This is a genomic window from Kitasatospora sp. NPDC015121, from assembly GCF_055562955.1.
In genome coordinates this window covers 50506-66815 of sequence record NZ_JBVHEH010000029.1, presented here as the reverse complement: position 1 = coordinate 66815, position 16310 = coordinate 50506, and the positions used below count along the sequence as shown (strand labels likewise).

14 protein-coding genes are annotated in these 16310 nt (G+C 75.3%); 11 read left to right on the top strand and 3 right to left on the bottom strand.

Annotated features, from left to right (window positions below):
- Window positions 1–29 precede the first annotated feature (29 nt).
- Genes ACZ3J7_RS33115 through mutM form a run of 4 tightly spaced genes read left to right on the top strand, consistent with a single transcriptional unit; the run spans window position 30 to window position 2532 of the window.
- Window positions 30–623 carry a YceD family protein gene (locus ACZ3J7_RS33115; RefSeq protein WP_465627087.1) on the top strand — a complete coding sequence of 198 codons (594 nt, stop codon included), beginning with the start codon at window positions 30–32 and terminating at the stop codon, window positions 621–623.
- Window positions 624–672: 49 nt separating this feature from the next.
- A complete protein-coding gene (rpmF, locus tag ACZ3J7_RS33110) occupies window positions 673–846 on the top strand; it encodes a 50S ribosomal protein L32 (RefSeq protein WP_014138241.1) in 174 nt (57 codons plus the stop codon).
- 20 nt (window positions 847–866) lie between these two features.
- Window positions 867–1664: a ribonuclease III gene (gene rnc, locus ACZ3J7_RS33105; protein WP_465627086.1), complete on the top strand. Its 798-nt coding sequence runs from the start codon at window positions 867–869 to the stop codon at window positions 1662–1664.
- 10 nt (window positions 1665–1674) lie between these two features.
- Window positions 1675–2532: a bifunctional DNA-formamidopyrimidine glycosylase/DNA-(apurinic or apyrimidinic site) lyase gene (gene mutM / locus ACZ3J7_RS33100; protein WP_465627085.1), complete on the top strand. Its 858-nt coding sequence runs from the start codon at window positions 1675–1677 to the stop codon at window positions 2530–2532.
- A 55-nt stretch (window positions 2533–2587) separates the two neighbouring features.
- On the opposite strand, the gene ACZ3J7_RS33095 is transcribed toward mutM, so the two are convergent.
- Window positions 2588–3505 (bottom strand): DMT family protein, encoded by a 918-nt coding sequence (locus ACZ3J7_RS33095; protein ID WP_465627084.1) that lies wholly within the window; start codon window positions 3503–3505, stop codon window positions 2588–2590.
- 211 nt (window positions 3506–3716) lie between these two features.
- Here ACZ3J7_RS33095 and ACZ3J7_RS33090 point away from each other — a divergent pair, with 211 nt between their 5' ends.
- A complete protein-coding gene (locus ACZ3J7_RS33090; RefSeq protein WP_465627083.1) occupies window positions 3717–5081 on the top strand; it encodes a hypothetical protein in 1365 nt (454 codons plus the stop codon).
- A 34-nt stretch (window positions 5082–5115) separates the two neighbouring features.
- Here ACZ3J7_RS33090 and ACZ3J7_RS33085 read toward each other — a convergent pair whose 3' ends face one another.
- Complete coding sequence (locus tag ACZ3J7_RS33085; protein ID WP_465627082.1) at window positions 5116–6417, bottom strand: MFS transporter; 1302 nt, start codon at window positions 6415–6417, stop codon at window positions 5116–5118.
- A 169-nt stretch (window positions 6418–6586) separates the two neighbouring features.
- On the opposite strand from ACZ3J7_RS33085, the gene ACZ3J7_RS33080 reads away from it, so the two are divergent.
- From ACZ3J7_RS33080 to ftsY, 5 genes are all read left to right on the top strand, one after another.
- Complete coding sequence (locus ACZ3J7_RS33080) at window positions 6587–7381, top strand: hypothetical protein (RefSeq protein ID WP_465627081.1); 795 nt, start codon at window positions 6587–6589, stop codon at window positions 7379–7381.
- An 83-nt stretch (window positions 7382–7464) separates the two neighbouring features.
- Window positions 7465–7758 (top strand): acylphosphatase, encoded by a 294-nt coding sequence (locus ACZ3J7_RS33075; RefSeq protein ID WP_033259303.1) that lies wholly within the window; start codon window positions 7465–7467, stop codon window positions 7756–7758.
- Window positions 7759–8139: 381 nt separating this feature from the next.
- Window positions 8140–8343, top strand: coding sequence for a hypothetical protein (locus ACZ3J7_RS33070; RefSeq protein WP_030458828.1), 204 nt, complete (start codon window positions 8140–8142; stop codon window positions 8341–8343).
- Between the two features lie 261 nt (window positions 8344–8604).
- Window positions 8605–12192 carry a chromosome segregation protein SMC gene (gene smc / locus ACZ3J7_RS33065; RefSeq protein WP_465627080.1) on the top strand — a complete coding sequence of 1196 codons (3588 nt, stop codon included), beginning with the start codon at window positions 8605–8607 and terminating at the stop codon, window positions 12190–12192.
- A 24-nt stretch (window positions 12193–12216) separates the two neighbouring features.
- Window positions 12217–13497 (top strand): signal recognition particle-docking protein FtsY, encoded by a 1281-nt coding sequence (gene ftsY, locus ACZ3J7_RS33060; protein WP_465627079.1) that lies wholly within the window; start codon window positions 12217–12219, stop codon window positions 13495–13497.
- An 89-nt stretch (window positions 13498–13586) separates the two neighbouring features.
- On the opposite strand, the gene ACZ3J7_RS33055 is transcribed toward ftsY, so the two are convergent.
- Window positions 13587–14252, bottom strand: a complete 666-nt coding sequence (locus ACZ3J7_RS33055; protein WP_465627078.1) for a bifunctional DNA primase/polymerase — start codon at window positions 14250–14252, stop codon at window positions 13587–13589.
- Window positions 14253–14692: 440 nt separating this feature from the next.
- Between ACZ3J7_RS33055 and nsdA the strand changes: the two genes are divergently transcribed.
- Window positions 14693–16150, top strand: a complete 1458-nt coding sequence (gene nsdA / locus ACZ3J7_RS33050; RefSeq protein WP_465627077.1) for a transcriptional repressor NsdA — start codon at window positions 14693–14695, stop codon at window positions 16148–16150.
- The last annotated feature ends 160 nt before the right edge of the window (window positions 16151–16310 follow it).

Genomic DNA, 16310 nt, shown 5'->3' with positions numbered 1-16310 from the left:
GCGTGCCGCCACCAGGAAGTCAGGAAACCTTGAACCGCCTCGACCACCGCGACCCGCTCGTGTTCGACACGCACGAGCTCGGCCGTCGCCCCGGATCGCTGCGCAAGGTCTCCCGCACCCTGGAGGCCCCGGCGGAGCTCGGCATCGCGGACGTCATCGGCGTCCCCGAGAAGAGCGAGATCACGCTGGAGCTCCGCCTGGAGTCCGTGGTCGAGGGCGTGCTGGTCACCGGCACCGCCGAGGCCCACGTGACCGGCGAGTGCTCGCGCTGCCTGGAGCCGGTGGAGGACGACCTGGAGGTCGACTTCCAGGAGCTCTACTACTACCCGGAGTCCGAGGAGCGGCACCGCGCCATCGCGGGGGACGACTTCGACGAGGAGTCCGAGGACGAGACTTACCGCCTGGAGGGCGACCTGTTCGACCTCCAGCCGGTGCTGCGTGACGCGGTGGTGCTCGCACTGCCGCTGCAGCCGGTGTGCCAGGACGACTGCCTGGGCCTGTGCTCCGAGTGCGGGGCACGCCTGAGCGACGACCCGGCTCACCACCACGACGCCGCCGACCCCCGGTGGGCGGCACTGCAGGGACTCTCCGCCGCCCCCGGCGACGAGGGTGACGAGGAATAAGACACAGCGCTGCCCGTGAGGGCCTCGCCGTAGAACCAGGAGATTTACCGTGGCTGTTCCGAAGCGGAAGATGTCGCGCAGCAACACGCGTCACCGCCGTTCCAACTGGAAGGCCGTCGTGCCCGCGCTCGTCGCGTGCGACCGCTGCCACGAGCCGAAGCTCTCGCACATCGCGTGCCCGAGCTGCGGCACGTACAACCGTCGCCAGGTCCTCTCGGTCTGATCGGCGGGGTGCACGGATCGATGTCGGACAGTGGCAGTTCCACCCGCAAGCCGAACCCCGGGACCAACGGGGGCAAGGGCGGTGGGCCGGCTTCGACCGAATACGACGTCCTGGAAGGGCGCCTCGGGTACCCACTTGAGCGCGCCCTTCTGGTACGTGCCCTGACCCACCGCTCGTACGCGTACGAGAACGGTGGCCTGCCCACCAACGAGCGCCTGGAGTTCCTGGGCGACTCGGTGCTGGGCCTCGTGGTGACCGACACCCTCTACCGCCTCCACCCGGAGGTCGCCGAGGGCACGCTCGCCAAGCTCCGCGCCGCGGTGGTCAACTCCCGCGCGCTCGCCGAGGTCGGCCGAGGCCTGGACCTCGGGGCCTTCATCCGCCTGGGCAAGGGCGAGGAGGGCACCGGCGGCCGCGACAAGTCGTCGATCCTCGCCGACACCGTCGAGGCCGTGATCGGCGCCACCTACCTCGACCAGGGCCTGGACGCGGCCACCGAGTTCGTCCACCGCCTGTTCGACCCGCTGATCGCGGAATCCGCGCAGCTCGGCGCCGGACTCGACTGGAAGACCAGCCTGCAGGAGCTCACCGCCTCCGTGGGCCTCGGCGTCCCCGAGTACGTGGTCACCGAATCCGGGCCGGACCACGAGAAGACCTTCACCGCCGCCGCCCGGGTGGCCGGTCAGGACTACGGCTCCGGCAGCGGCCGCTCGAAGAAGGAAGCCGAGCAGAAGGCCGCCGAGTCCGCCTGGCGCGCCATTAAGGCCCAGAACGAGGCCGTGCCGCCCGCCGCCGACCAGCCCGCCGCGACGGTCTGACCGGCCCGCCGTGCCCGAGCTGCCCGAAGTCGAGGTCGTCCGCCGCGGTCTGGCCCGCTGGGCCGCCGGACGCACCGTCGCCGACGTCCAGGTGCTGCACCCGCGCGCCGTCCGCCGCCAGGTCGGCGGCGCCGACGAGTTCACCGCCCTGCTGCGCGGCCGCACGCTCGGCGCGCCGCAGCGCCGCGGCAAGTACCTGTGGGTGCCGCTCGGCGACGGCCTCTCGATGGTCGGACACCTCGGGATGAGCGGCCAACTCCTCGTCCAGGAACCGGAGATGGCCGACTCCGTGCACCTGCGGGCCCGGCTGAGGTTCACCGACGGCGGCACCGAGCTGCGCTTCGTCGACCAGCGCACCTTCGGCGGCCTGGCCGTCGAGGAGGCCGAGGCCGGCGACCCCGAGGCCACCCCGCTCTCGCTCGCCCACATCGCCCGCGACCCGCTCGACGCCCGCTTCGACGACGACGCCTTCGCCCGCGCCCTGCGCGCCAAGCGCACCACCGTCAAGCGCGCCCTGCTCGACCAGACCCTGGTCAGCGGCGTCGGCAACATCTACGCGGACGAGGCGCTCTGGCGCAGCCGCCTGCACTTCGACCGCCCCACCGCCACCCTGACCCGCCCCGCCGCGCTCGAACTCCTCGGCCACGCCCGGGACGTCATGACGGCGGCGCTCGCGGTCGGCGGGACGAGCTTCGACTCGATGTACGTCAACGTCAACGGCGAGAGCGGCTACTTCTCCCGCGACCTCGACGCGTACGGCCGCGAGGGCCGGCCCTGCCGCCGCTGCGGCACCGCGATGCGCCGGGACGCCTGGATGAACCGCTCCAGCTACTCCTGCCCCACCTGCCAGCGCCCGCCCCGGGCCTGACCGCCCCGGGACCGAGCGTCGGCGGGAGCCGCCGGAGCGGGCCCGGGGCGCGGGGTCAGCGCGCCTTCCCGGCGGTGGCCGTCTCCTCCTCCTCGGCGGCCGCCTGCAGCGCGCCGCCCTCCTCGCCGAAGTAGGCGACGCCGACGGCGCTGGCCACCGCCAGCACGAAGCCGGAGACGGCCAGCCAGCCCAGGCCGTCCCGGGAGGAGTCGCCCAGCCAGAGCACGCCCACCGCGCCGGGGACGACCGTCTCGCCGACCACCAGGGCGGCGGTCGCCCCGTTCACCGAGCCGACCTGCAGGGCGACGGTGTGCAGGTACATCCCGCCGATGCCGCCCACCAGCACGGCGTACAGGGCCGGGTCGGCGAGCAGCGCCCCCAGGTCGAAGGGCTGCACGCCGTCCAGGATCCGGACCCCGATGCCCAGCGCGCCGAAGCCCAGGCCGGAGAGCAGGCCCGCCACGATCGCCCCGCCGGAACCGAGCCGGCGCACCAGCAGCGAACCGCCCGCGATCAGCACCGCCGAGCCGATCAGCAGTGCCCAGTGGAAGGAGCGGGCCGCCTCGTGCCCGCCCTCCGGACCGGCCGCGACCGCGAGCAGCACCAGCGCGCCGCACAGGATGCCGATCGACAGCCACTCCAGCTGCCGCAGCCGCAGGCCCAGCAGCTTCACCGAGAGCACCGCGGTGATCACCAGGTTGGCGCTGATGATGGTCTGCGACAGGAACAGCGGCAGCAGCCGGGCGGCCAGCGCACCGAGGCCGAAACCGACGAAGTCCAGCACCGTGCCGAGGATGAACTCCCAGGTGACGGCGGCCTTCGCGGTCGAGGACAGGCTCGGCCCGCCGTGCTCGGTGACGATGCCCGCCGCCGCCTCCTGCCGGGCCGAGCGGCGGGCGCCGAGGGCCTGCAGCACCGAACCGGTGCCGTAGCAGACGGACGCCGCGACGGCGGTGACGAGGCCGAGGATCACCTGGGGTCTCCTGTCGGGGGAACGGACGCGAGTGCGGAAGATCGTCACCACTATGCCCGCTCGAACGGCCCCGGCGGCACGCCCGGCCCCGACTCCGGCCGGTCGGCGGGGGTCCGGGCCGCCCGTCTCGCCCTGGAGTAGGGGGACTCTCCGGGGCGGACGGTACCGGGGGAGGGGGTGGGTCCGGCCCCGGGCCGGTACGGTCTGGAGCATGAGAACTGTGCCCCGCCGCTCCCGGGCCGCCGGTACCGGGCCCGCCGCCGTCCTGGCGGCGCTGCTCGGCCTGCTGGTGGTGCTCGGCCTGGCCGCGCCCGCCTCGGCGTCCGGCCTGAACGACGCGGCCGACGCGATGAAGAAGGTCCAGCTCTACGTGGACCCGGCGATGGACGGCCGGTTCCCCGCGGAGCAGGCGGACGCGCTGGCGAAGAAGCTGAAGGACGCCGACAGGCCGATCTTCGTCGCGGTGCTGCCCGACAGCGAGGCCTACCCGAAGCAGAGCCTGTTCAGGGACCTCCGGACCAAGGTCGGCATCGTCGGCGTCTACGCGGTCTGGCGCGGTGACCAGTTCCAGGCCGTCTCCGACGCCGGGGCGCTGAGCAGGACCGCGACCGAGAACCTGGCCGGCGCCGCGTACCGCTCCCACGGCGGGGACGTCGCCGCCACCCTGAACGAGTTCGTCGACGGGGCGGCCCAGCAGACCAAGGGCGAGGGCCCGCAGCACAGCACCTCGATCGCCTGGGTGGTCGTCCCGGTGCTGCTGCTCGTCCTGCTCGGCGGCGGCGCGTTCCTGCTGTTCCGCCGGGCGAAGAAGCGCAAGCAGGAGCAGGTCCGGGCCGAACTGGCCCAGCTGCGCACCGTGGTGGACGAGGACATCACCGCGTTCGGCGAGGAGCTCGACCGGCTCGACTTCGACCCGGGCGCCCCCGACGCGGACGACGTCCAGCGCGCCGACTACACCGCCGCGCTGGACGCCTACGACCGCGCCAAGCGGACCATGGACGAGGCGAAGCGGCCCGAGGACGTCCGCCCGGTCACCGAGGCGCTGGAGCAGGGCCGGTTCGCGCTGGCCACGCTGGCCGCCCGCCGCGAGGGCCGACCGCTGCCCGAGCGCCGCGTCCCGTGCTTCTTCGACCCGCGGCACGGCCCCTCCAGCACCGACGTGCAGTGGGCCCCGCCGGGCGGCGCGCCGCGCTCCGTCCCGGCCTGCGCCGCCGACGCGGCCCGGGTCTCCGGCGGCCAGGAGCCGGACGTCCGCACCGTCGAGACCGAGCACGGCCACCAGCCGTACTGGAACGCCGGTCCCGCCTACAGCCCCTGGGCCGGCGGCTACTTCGGCGGCGGCCTGCTGCCCGGCCTGCTGGTCGGCACCATGCTCGGCTCGATGGTCTCCACCCCGGCCTACGCCTACGGCGACGGCGGGTACGACGACAACGGCGGCGCGGACGCCGGCGAGTACTCGGGCGCGGACTTCGACACCGATGACTTCGGAGACTTCGGCGGCGGCGGCGGTTTCGACGGCGGTGGCGGCGGCGGGGACTTCGGCGGCGGCGGCGACTTCGGCAACTTCGGCGGCTGACCCCCGCCCCCGCCCCCGCCCGCGCCCGCGTCCCTCAGCGGCCCGACGGCCCCCGGCTCCCGTCCCCGGACGGGACGGGGGCCGTCCGCGGCTCCGGGGCGGGCACGGCGTCGGCGGCCCCCGGCTCGCGGCGGCCCAGCAGCGCGAGCACCGCCGCGCCGGACGCCAGCTGCCAGAGCGCGCCCCAGCCCAGCACCGTCCGCGCCCCGACCGCCGCCGCCAGCGGACCGGCCAGCGCCAGCCCCACCGGCCCGAACGCGAACGCCCCGAGCGTCACGTACGCGCCGACCCGGCCCAGCGCCCGCGGCGGGACGTGGCGCTGCACCAGGGTGGAGAACAGCGAGCCGGAGACGATCGAGACCACCCCCGCCCCGGCCGCCGCCGCCATCACCAGCGGCAGCGACCCGCCGAGCGCCAGCGCCCCCGAGGGCAGCGCCCAGCCCGCCGACACCGCCAGCACCACCCGCAGCGGCCGCCCCGGCCGACGGCCCAGCAGCACCAGCCCGCCCAGCACCGCCCCCGCCCCGTACGCGCCCATCACCGCGCCCCAGCCGCCCGCACCGCCCAGGTGCTCGCGGGCCAGCACCGGACCGAGCACCAGGAACGGCGCCCACACCAGCAGGTTGAACAGGCAGCCCTGCAGCACGCCCACCCACAGCCACCGCCGGGAGCGGAACTCGCCCCAGCCGGCCCGCAGTTCGGCCACCAGCCCGGGCTCGTCCGCGCCGACCGCCCCGGCTGGCGGCGGCGGGACGCGCAGCAGGGCCAGCGCCGCCAGGCCCGCCGCGTACGAGGCGGCGTCCAGCAACAGCACCCAGCCGGGCCCGGCGGCGGCGGTCAGCAGCCCGGCCAGCGCGGGCCCGGCGACCGCCGCGCCGTTGCGGGCGATGCCGGTCAGCGCGTTGGCGTCGGCCAGTTCGGCGGGCGGGACGAGGCGCGGCAGCAGTGCGTCCAGCGCGGGCAGGAACACCGCCTCGCCCAGTCCCCACAGCACCATCAGGACCGCCAGCGCCCACACCGTGCCGTGCCCGGCGAACAGCAGCGCCGCCGTCGCGGCCTGGGTCGCGCAGCGCAGCCCGTCCGAGCCGAGCATCGTCCGGCGCGGGCCCAGCCGGTCGGCGGCCGCCCCGCCGAGCACCAGCAGCAGCACGATCGGCACGATCCGGGCCGCCATCACCACGCCGAGCCCGGAGCCGCCGCCCCCGCCGTCCAGCACGGCGAAGGCCACCGCGACGGAGGCCATCGAGGAGCCGAACAGGGAGACCGCGTAGCCGGTGAAGAAGAGGCGGAACTGCCGCCCGCGCAGAACGGCGAGCCGCCGTGGGATCGGTTTCACACCCGGCAGGCTGCCCGGTCGCCGGGCGGCCCGGCAAGGGCTTCCGCCGAAAAAGTTGAGCGGATCGGCATCAATGTTGGAGGGATGGGGATTAGCCGCAGTAAATCGTCGATTTACCGCTGTCAGGGTCGGTGTTGACGTCGCATTCGCTGCCGTATTTACTGCGGCTGTGACACCTGTGGAGTTCGCCGTCGCCGCCGAGCGGTACCTGGCCGGGGCCCCGCTCGCGGACGGCTCCCGGCGGGTCTACCGGATCGCCCTGCACACCTGGGCCTGGCTGCTGGTCGGCCGCGTCCCGCCGACCGGCCCCGAGCGGCGGGGGGCCGCCCCGCCGGTGCTGCCGCTCGCCCTGCTGGACGGGCCCGGCGCGCCGGAGCGGGTGGCCGCCGCGTTCGCCGGGCGGGCCGGGGCGGTCGGCGCCCGCACCGCCAACCGCGAGCTGTCCGTCCTGCGGGCCGCCCTGCGCTGGTGGTGCGCCCGGGGCTGGCTGGCCGCCGACCCCGCCGCCGGGCTGCGCCCGCTGCCCACCGCGCCCACCGGGGGCCTCGACGAGGAGCGGCTGCGGGCCGTCCTGGCGCTGCGGGTGCCGCTGCGCGAGAAGGTGCTCTGGCACCTGGTCCGGGAGAGCGGCGCGCCGATCGAGCGGCTGCTCGCGCTGGACGTGGACCGGATCGACCTCGCGGGCCGGCAGGCCCGCACCGCCCCCGGCGAGCCCCCGCTGCGCTGGCGCGGCGCCGCCGCCCGGCTGCTGCCGCTGCTGGTGGCCGGCCGCACCGCCGGGCCGCTGTTCCTCACCGACCGCCGCGCCCCGGCGGGCACCCCCGAGCGGGACCGCTGCCCGCTCACCGGCCGCGGCCGGCTCTCCTACCGGCGGGCGGCCGAGCTGTTCACCGCCGCCACCGCCCCGCTCGACCCGGCCGGCCGGGGCTGGACGCTGCACGCGCTGGCCGAGCCGCGGCACTGAACCGCCGCGGGTGGGGAGGGTCGGTGGAAGGGGCGTGAAGCCCGTTCCGAGCGCCCCCGGCGTGCCCGACTATGGTCGGACACATGCAAGGTCACGACAGCCACCGGTCGGTCCGCGCCACCATCTGGGTGCGCGGGCGCGTCCAGCAGGTCGGGTTCCGCTGGTGGACCCGGGCCAGGGCGCTGGAGATCGGGCTGACGGGCTACACGAGCAACCTCGGCGACGGCCGCGTCCAGGTGGTCGCCGAGGGGTCGCGCGCCGACTGCGAGCGGCTGCTCGCCGCGCTCCGCGGGCCCGGAACGCCTGGTCGGGTCAGCGGGGTCACCGAGATCTGGACCGCGGTGGGCGACGGGTACGACGGCTTCGCGATCCGATGAGCGCACCGCAGTTGCCGGTGGGAGGAGAGCCCCCGGCAACTGCCGGTGTCACAGGGTTGCCATCGGGGCAGACTCGTGGTTGACTCCGCAGACGTAGTGATCCACTAGCCCGGCCGATGGCGTGTCGTTCCCGCCATGCAGGTGACAGGGGCGCGGTAGCGTGCGGTGATCGTGTTGACCCGTACGGTCTTTGGTGAGACGCTGGAAACCCGCGCACAGGTTTGCGTTTAACCGGCGAGGCCACGCCTGTGAGTGTGCCACTCACCAGCGGATGCCTTCGTAGTGCCCAGCCAGCACGTCCGGCGCGCAGGCGCGTGCGTATCCCTTCCCCCAAGACCCACCGTACACGGTTCGGTCACTCAGCGTGGAGGACCACACATCATGGCAAAGGCGCTTCTCGGGTACGTCGGCGGCCCCGACCCGCGAATGCTCTCCGAGATGCGACGGCTGCAGCAGCGCGTCCAGGACCTGGAGAACGAGCTGGTCAAGCTCCAGGCCGAGAACGACGCGCTGTCCGCCGTCGCCGACGAGCACTCGCTGCTCAGCAGCATCGACCTGGACCAGCGCGAGCCGGCCCTGACCTGATCGTTCGTGGTCCTCGCGATCGACGCAGTCGTGCGCTGAGCTTCCCCCGCGAGGGGGCGGCAGCCTGCAAGGGACGTCCGAGGCGGACGTCCCTTCGTCGTGTCCGCGACGACCCTTTGCCGTCACACCTCCCCGACCCGCCGCGGCGCCAAACCACCGGCTGAGGGCCGCCGACGGCCCGGCCGGATACAGTCGCAGGCGGCGGGCCGTCCCGGCGGGGGACGGCGGGCGACCGCGCGGCGGCGCGAGGAGGACGGTCGGGTGCACCTCAAGAGCCTGACCCTGCGCGGGTTCAAGTCCTTCGCCTCGGCGACCACCCTGCGCTTCGAGCCCGGCATCACCTGCGTCGTCGGCCCCAACGGCTCCGGCAAGTCCAACGTCGTCGACGCGCTCTCCTGGGTGATGGGCGAACAGGGCGCCAAGTCGCTGCGCGGCGGCAAGATGGAGGACGTCATCTTCGCCGGCACCAGCGGACGCCCCCCGCTCGGCCGCGCCGAGGTCAGCCTCACCATCGACAACACCGACGGCGCCCTGCCGATCGACTACTCCGAGGTCACCCTCACCCGGACGATGTTCCGCAACGGCGGCAGCGAGTACGCGCTCAACGGCACCGTCTGCCGCCTGCTCGACATCCAGGAACTGCTCTCCGACTCCGGCATCGGCCGCGAGATGCACGTCATCGTCGGCCAGGGACAGCTCGACTCCGTCCTGCACGCCGACCCGATGGGGCGGCGCGCCTTCATCGAGGAGGCGGCCGGCGTCCTCAAGCACCGCAAGCGCAAGGAGAAGGCGCTGCGGAAGCTCGACGCGATGCAGACCAACCTCAACCGCGTCCAGGACCTGGTCGCCGAGCTGCGCCGCCAGCTCGGACCGCTGGGCCGCCAGGCGAAGATCGCCCGGCGGGCCGCCGGGATCCAGGCCGAACTGCGCGACGCCCGGCTGCGGCTGCTCGCCGACGACCTGCTCGCGCTGCGCCGCGCCGTCGAGGCCGAGGTCGCCGACGAACTCGCGCTGAAGCTCCGCCGCACCACCGTCGAGCAGGAACTCGCCGCCGCCGTCCAGCGCGAAGCCGTCCTGGAGGCCCAGGTCGAACAGCTCGGGCCCGCGCTGGAAGCCGCCCGGCAGACCTGGTACCGGCTCTCCTCGCTCGCCGAGCGCACCCGGGGCACCATCGGCCTTGCCGAGGCCCGGGTCCGCGCCGCCGCCACCGCCGGACAGCTGGAGGAGCGCCGGGGCCGCGACCCCGAGGACCTCGAACGCGAGGCCGCCCGGGTCCGCGAGGACGAGGCCGCCCTCGAAGAAGCCCTCGAACAGGCCCGGTACGCGCTCGCCGAGACCACCGAGGAACGCGCCGACCTCGAACGCGCCCTCGCCACCGAGGAGACCCGGCTCAGGGCCGCCGCCCGCGCCATCGCCGACCGCCGCGAAGGCCTCGCCCGCCTGCAGGGCACCGCCGCCGCCGCCCGCTCCCGGGCCGCCGCCGCCGAGGCCGAGGCCGACCGGCTCGCCACCGCCCGCGACGAGGCGCTGCTGCGCGCCGAAGCCGCCCGGGCCGCACACGAACGCCTCGACGAACAGGGCGCGGAGTTCAGCGCGGGCGAGGAGGAGGTCGAACAGCGGCACGAGCGCGCCCGCGAAGCCCACCGGGACGCCGAACGCGCCGCCTCCGCCGCCCGCGACGCCCTCACCGCCGCCGAGAAGGAACGCGCCGCGCTCACCGCCCGGCACGACGCCCTCGCCCTCGGCCTGCGCCGCAAGGACGGCAGCGGCGCCCTGCTCGGCCGCCCCGGCGTCCTCGGCCCGGCCGCCGAACTCCTCACCGTCACCCCCGGGTTCGAACTCGCGGTGGCCGCCGCGCTCGGCGCCGCCGCCGAAGCCCTCGCCGTCACCGACCCGGCCGCCGCCGCCGACGCGCTCGCCCGGCTGCGCGCCGAGGACGCCGGCCGCGCCACCCTGCTGGTCACCGGCGGCACGCCGCCGCCGAGGCCGCAGCCGCCCGCGGGCGCCCGGTGGGCCGGCGACCTGGTCGACGGCCCGGCCGGACCCGCCGCCCGCCGCCTGCTGGCCCGCACCGCCGTGGTCGAGGACCTCGACGCGGCACGCGAGTCGGTCGCCGCCGCCCCCGACTGGCAGGCCGTCACCCGCAGCGGCGACCTGCTCTCCGCCACCCTCGCCCAGGGCGGCTCGCCCGGCGCGCCCAGCCCGCTGGAGACCCGGGCCGCCGTCACCGAGGCCGCCCGCGGCATCGAGGAACTCGACACCCGCTGCGCCCGGTTGGCCGGGGAGCTGGCCGCCGCCCGCGAACGGCGCGCCGAACTCGCCGCCGAAACCGAGCGGTTGACCGCCCTCCGGCGCCGGGGCGAGCAGCGCCGGGCCGAGCTCGCCGGCGCCCTCGGCCGCACCTCCGGCGCCGCCCGGGCCGCCGCCGACGAGGCCGAGCGCACCGCCGGCGCCGCCGCCGAGGCCGCCGGCGGCCTCGCCGAGGCCCGGGCCGCCGCCGAGGAGGCCGCCGCCCGACTGGCCGCCGCCGAGGAACTCGCCGACGGCGGCGAGGACGAACCCGACCCCGCCGAACGCGACCGGCTGGCCGCCGCCGCGTCCGCCGCCCGGCAGGCCGAGACCGAGGCCCGGCTCGCCGTCCGCACCCACGAGGAGCGGGTCCGCAACCTGGCCGGCCGCGCCGACCAGCTCGACCGCGCCGCCCGCGCCGAGCGCGAGGCCCGCGCCCGCGCGGCCGAACGCCGCGACCGGGCCCGCCGCGAGGGCGCCACCGCCGGCGCCGTCGCCGCCGGTGCCCGCCACCTGCTCGGCCGGATCGAGGAGACCCTCGCCGCCGCCGAGGCCGAGCGCGCCGCCGTCGAGGCCGACCGGGCCGTCCGCGAGGCCGAGCTGCGGCAGTTCCGTGACCACGGCCGCGCGCTCAAGGCCGAACTCGACCGCCTGGTCGACGCCGGCCACCGCGACGAGGTGCTGCGCGCCGAGAAGCGGATGCGGATCGAACAGCTGGAGGCCCGGGCGCTGGAGGAGTTCGGCATCGCCGGCGCCGAGCTGCTGGCCGGCTACGGCCCCGACCAGCCCGTCCCGCCCCCGCCGCCCGCGGACGGCGAGGAGCCCTCCGACGAGCCCCGCCCGTACGTCCGGGCCGAGGTCGAGCAGCGGCTCAGGGCCGCCGAACGCGCCCACCAGCAGCTCGGCAGGGTCAACCCGCTCGCGCTGGAGGAGTTCGCCGCGCTGGAGGCCAGGCACCGGTTCCTCGGCGAGCAGCTCGACGACCTGCGCCGGAGCCGCCGCGACCTGATGGACATCGTCCGCGACGTCGACACCCGGGTCGAGCAGCTGTTCACCGCGGCCTACCACGACACCGCCGCCCAGTTCGAGGGCGTCTTCGCCCGGCTGTTCCCCGGCGGCGAGGGCCGGCTGCTGCTCACCGACCCGGAGAACATGCTCACCACCGGCGTCGAGGTCGAGGCCCGGCCGCCCGGCAAGAAGGTCAAGCGGCTCTCGCTGCTCTCCGGCGGCGAGCGCTCGCTCACCGCCGTCGCCCTGCTGGTGTCGATCTTCAAGGCCCGGCCCAGCCCGTTCTACGTCATGGACGAGGTCGAGGCCGCGCTCGACGAGACCAACCTGCGGCGGCTGGTCGGGATCATGGAGGAGCTGCGGGAGAGCTCCCAACTGATCGTCATCACCCACCAGAAGCTCACCATGGAGTCCGCCGACGCCCTCTACGGCGTCACCATGAAGGGCGACGGCATCTCGCAGGTGATCAGCCAGCGGCTGCGGGTGCCCGGGCAGGATCGCGAGGGCGGGCACAGGACGGCGCCGGAACCCGCGCAACCGGGACCGGCCTAGGCGCTACGTGATACTGGACGGGTTATGGAATACGTGATCCTTGCCGTTGTCATTGCGGTGGTCGCCATCGGCGCGATCACCGGACTCGTCGTCTCCGGCAAACGACGCAGAGAACTGGACCGGCCCAGCCAGCCGCCGACCATCACCGCGCCCGCGAAGCCGGACCAGGTGAAGCCGACGGCGACCGGGCCCACCGCGGGAACCGCGCCGCCCACCGCCTCCGGCGCCACCCGGGCGCCGGAGGAGCCGGCCGCCGCCGGGCCCGGCACCGCCGAACCCGAAGCGGCCGAGCCCGGGACCGTCGAGCCCGGCGTCGTCGAGCCCGGGACCGCCGAGGAGGTGCGCGCCGAGGAGGCCGAGGCCGCGCCCGCGATCGAGGTGCCGGAGCCCACCGCCGGCCGCCTGGTGCGGCTGCGCTCCCGGCTCTCCCGCTCGCAGTCGACCCTCGGCAAGGGCCTGCTCACGCTGCTCTCCCGGGACCGCCTCGACGAGGACACCTGGGAGGAGGTCGAGGAGACCCTGCTCACCGCCGACGTCGGCGTCGCCGCCACCCAGGAGCTGGTCGACAACCTGCGCACCCGGGTCAAGGTCCTCGGCACCCGCACCCCCGACGAGCTGCGCGGCCTGCTCCGGGAGGAGCTGGTCAAGCTGATCGGCACCGAGGCCGACCGCACCGTCCGCTCGGTCAAGCCGGGCGACGGCCCGGCCGTGGTGCTGGTGGTCGGCGTCAACGGCGTCGGCAAGACCACCACCACCGGCAAGCTCGCCCGGGTCCTGGTCGCCGACGGCCGGAAGGTCGTGCTCGGCGCCGCCGACACCTTCCGCGCCGCCGCCGCCGACCAGCTGCAGACCTGGGGCGAGCGGGTCGGCGCGCACACCGTGCGCGGCCCCGAGGGCGGCGACCCCGCGTCGGTCGCCTTCGACGCCGTCAAGCAGGGCATCGCGGACAGCGTCGACACCGTCCTGATCGACACCGCGGGCCGGCTGCACACCAAGACCGGCCTGATGGACGAGCTCGGCAAGGTCAAGCGGGTCGTCGAGAAGCACGGCCCGGTCGACGAGGTGCTGCTCGTGCTGGACGCCACCACCGGCCAGAACGGCCTGGTGCAGGCCCGGGTGTTCGCGGAGGTGGTCGACATCACCGGCATCGTGCTCACCAAGCTCGACGGCACCGCGAAGGGCGGCATCGTCATCTCGGTGCAGCGCGAACTCGGCGTCCCGGTCAAGCTGATCGGCCTCGGCGAGGGCGCGGACGACCTCGCGCCGTTCGAGCCGGGCGCGTTCGTGGACGCGCTGCTGGGCTAGCGGGCCCGCACACCGACGAGGTCCGTCCGGGGAGGGGAGCGCCCTCCCGGGACGGACCTCGGGCGTTCCCCGGAGCGGGCCGGCGCGGGTCAGCCGGCGAGCTCGGTCTCGCGGTCGCGGGTGCGGTGGCAGGCGTACGCCAGGGTGCCGAGCAGCAGCCGGGCCTCGGGCGGGGCGGCGTCGGCGGTGGGGCGGCGCAGCCAGCGCATCGGGCCGAGCGGGCCGAGCGGGGTGGGCGGGGCGGCCAGGTAGGAGCCGAGGCCGTGGCAGGCGAGGTCGAGCGAGGCGTCGTCCCAGCCCATCCGGTAGAGCAGGTCGGGCAGCCGCTCGGCGGTGCCGGGGGCGACGAAGAGCAGCAGCCGGCCGGTCGGGGAGGCCAGCACCGGGCCGACCTGGGTGCCCATCCGCTCCAGCCGGACCAGGGCCTGCAGGCCGGGCTGGGCCGGCACGTCCAGGACGTCGAACTGGTGGCCGGTGGGCAGCAGCAGCGGGGCGCCCTCCGGACAGCGGGCGGCCAGCTCGGCGGCGGTCGCGCCGGGGGCGATCGCCGGGCCGACCCGCAGGTGCAGGTTGGGCGCGGCGCAGCGCGGGACCCCGCAGTCGCAGCCGGTGCCGGGCCGCGCGGTCGGGCTGCCGGCGGCCAGCGTCCAGCCCCAGCGGCCGGAGTACTCGGCGGCGGTCTGCAGCGCGGTCGGCCGGGCGCGGCGGCGGGCGCCGAGGGGGGTGAGCCGCAGGGTGCCGAAGAGCTTGTCCATGCCACCCCCAACCGCTTCCGGTCGCCGCTGGTTACGGGACGGTGACGGCGCGTCGCCGGACGGGCGCGTGGTGCGTGGTGCACCGGAGGCGCGCGCGGACCGGCGCACACCGATCCGGGTGGCGCGGGCCAGCAGACGCCTTGCAGCGGCGCTTCGGATGCCGGATCGTCGTTGCCGCACGCGTGCCTCCGTCGGGTGCCGTCGGGTCCGGGCATGTGCCGGGGTCATGCCGGGCTGACTCCCAGTGAAGCGCGGTCGCGCGTCCGGGAGTTCACTCGTGGGGGTGGCGAAAGGTGGCGTTTTCCCGACGTTGCTCCCCCGGATGGCGCAGGGACGCTACGTTCGGCATACGGAACGCAGCCGACCGGTCACGCGGGCGGTGAGGAAACGGGTCAGGGCGAAGCGGGGCCCCGGGTTCGGGGCGGGATGGGGACGGTCCCATGGGTGAGAAGCAGCCGAACGAGAAGCTGGGCTCCTGGTTCGCGCGCAGCGGCTGGTCGAAGGGCGAGCTGGCGCGCCAAGTGAACCGCAGGGCACGGCAGATCGGCGCGCACCACGTCTCCACGGACACCTCGCGGGTGCGCCGCTGGCTGGACGGCGAGCAGCCGCGCGAGCCGATCCCGAAGATCATGTCGGAGCTGTTCTCGGAGCGCTTCGGCTCGGTGGTCTCGGTCGAGGACCTCGGGCTGCGCGCGGTGGTCCAGGTGACCACCGCCGGCAGCGGGGTGGACCTGCCGTGGAGCCCGCAGCAGACCGTCCAGGCGATCAGCGAGTACTCGCGCAGCGACCTGATGCTCAACCGCCGTGGTTTCCTTGGCACTTCGCTGGCGCTGACGGCCGGTGCGGCGCTGATCGAGCCGATGCAGCGCTGGCTGACGCCGGGTCCGAACGGCGCGCCCACCCCGATCCTGGCCGCGGCCAACGGCGGCGAGCACTTCTCCGGCCGGCTCTCCGAGCCGGAGATGCAGCTGCTGGAGCAGACCACCGAGATGTTCCGGAAGTGGGACGCGCAGAACGGCGGCGGCCTGCGCCGCAAGGCGGTGGTCGGCCAACTCCACGAGGTCACCGACCTGTTGCAGGAGACCTACCCCGAGGCGACCACCAAGCGGCTGTTCCGGATCACCGCCGAGCTCGCCCACCTGGCGGGCTTCATGTCGTACGACGTGGGCATGCACCCGAGCGCCCAGAAGTACTACGTGCTGGCGCTGCACGCGGCGAAGGAGGCCGGCGACCGCCCGTTCGGCGCGCACGTGCTGACCGACATGAGCCGCCAGATGATCCACCTCAACCGCGGCGAGGACGCGCTGGAGCTGATCCACCTCGCCCAGTACGGCAGCCGGGACACCGCCACCGCCCGCCAGCAGTCGCTGCTGTACGCGATGGAGGCGCGGGCGTACTCCACCATCGGCGAGGTCAACCGCTGCGCCCGGGCCGTGCGGCTGTCGGAGGACACCTTCAGCGACATCCGGGAGACCAACGAGGAGACGCCGAACTGGCTCCGGTTCTTCTCGTACGCCGAGCTGTGCGCGGAGAACGGGCACTCGTACCGGGACCTCGCCTACACCTCGGACCGCAGCGTGGCGATGGCCAAGGCCGCCGAGCCGCTGATCACCGAGGCGGTCGACCTGTTCCGGGAGGACGGCGACCACGTCCGCACCTACGCGTTCAACCTGGTCGGGATGGGCTCGGTGCGGCTGCTGCAGAACGAGCCGGAGGACGCGGCCAAGTACTGCGAGGAGGCGGTCGACATCGCCAAGAAGGTGCGCTCCGAGCGGCTGAACACCCGGGTCCGGAAGACCTCCGAGGCCGCCAGCCGGGACTTCCGCGGCGCCCCCGGGGTGGACCGGCTGGCCGACCGCGTGGTGCAGGACATCCCGGAGTTCGTCTCGGTGGTCTGACCCCGCCGCGGCCCCTCCGCCGCCCCGTCGCCCACGGCCGTCCGCCCCCCGTCCGGACGGCCGTCGGAGTATGACACGCGCTGTCCAGTACGCGTCACCTGCCGTGGTTCACGCGCCCGTAACGGGCGCGTCGTCCGCGTCACTGCGGCGAAACACCGAG

Bases quoted from the DNA above. Each gene is read 5' to 3' on its own strand.
- rnc (WP_465627086.1), top strand. From the start codon at position 867: ATGTCGGACAGTGGCAGTTCCACCCGCAAGCCGAACCCCGGGACCAAC.
- ACZ3J7_RS33090 (WP_465627083.1), top strand. From the start codon at position 3,717: ATGAGAACTGTGCCCCGCCGCTCCCGGGCCGCCGGTACCGGGCCCGCC.
- ACZ3J7_RS33075 (WP_033259303.1), top strand. From the start codon at position 7,465: ATGCAAGGTCACGACAGCCACCGGTCGGTCCGCGCCACCATCTGGGTG.
- ACZ3J7_RS33070 (WP_030458828.1), top strand. From the start codon at position 8,140: ATGGCAAAGGCGCTTCTCGGGTACGTCGGCGGCCCCGACCCGCGAATG.
- ftsY (WP_465627079.1), top strand. From the start codon at position 12,217: ATGGAATACGTGATCCTTGCCGTTGTCATTGCGGTGGTCGCCATCGGC.
- ACZ3J7_RS33055 (WP_465627078.1), bottom strand. From the start codon at position 14,252: ATGGACAAGCTCTTCGGCACCCTGCGGCTCACCCCCCTCGGCGCCCGC.
- nsdA (WP_465627077.1), top strand. From the start codon at position 14,693: ATGGGTGAGAAGCAGCCGAACGAGAAGCTGGGCTCCTGGTTCGCGCGC.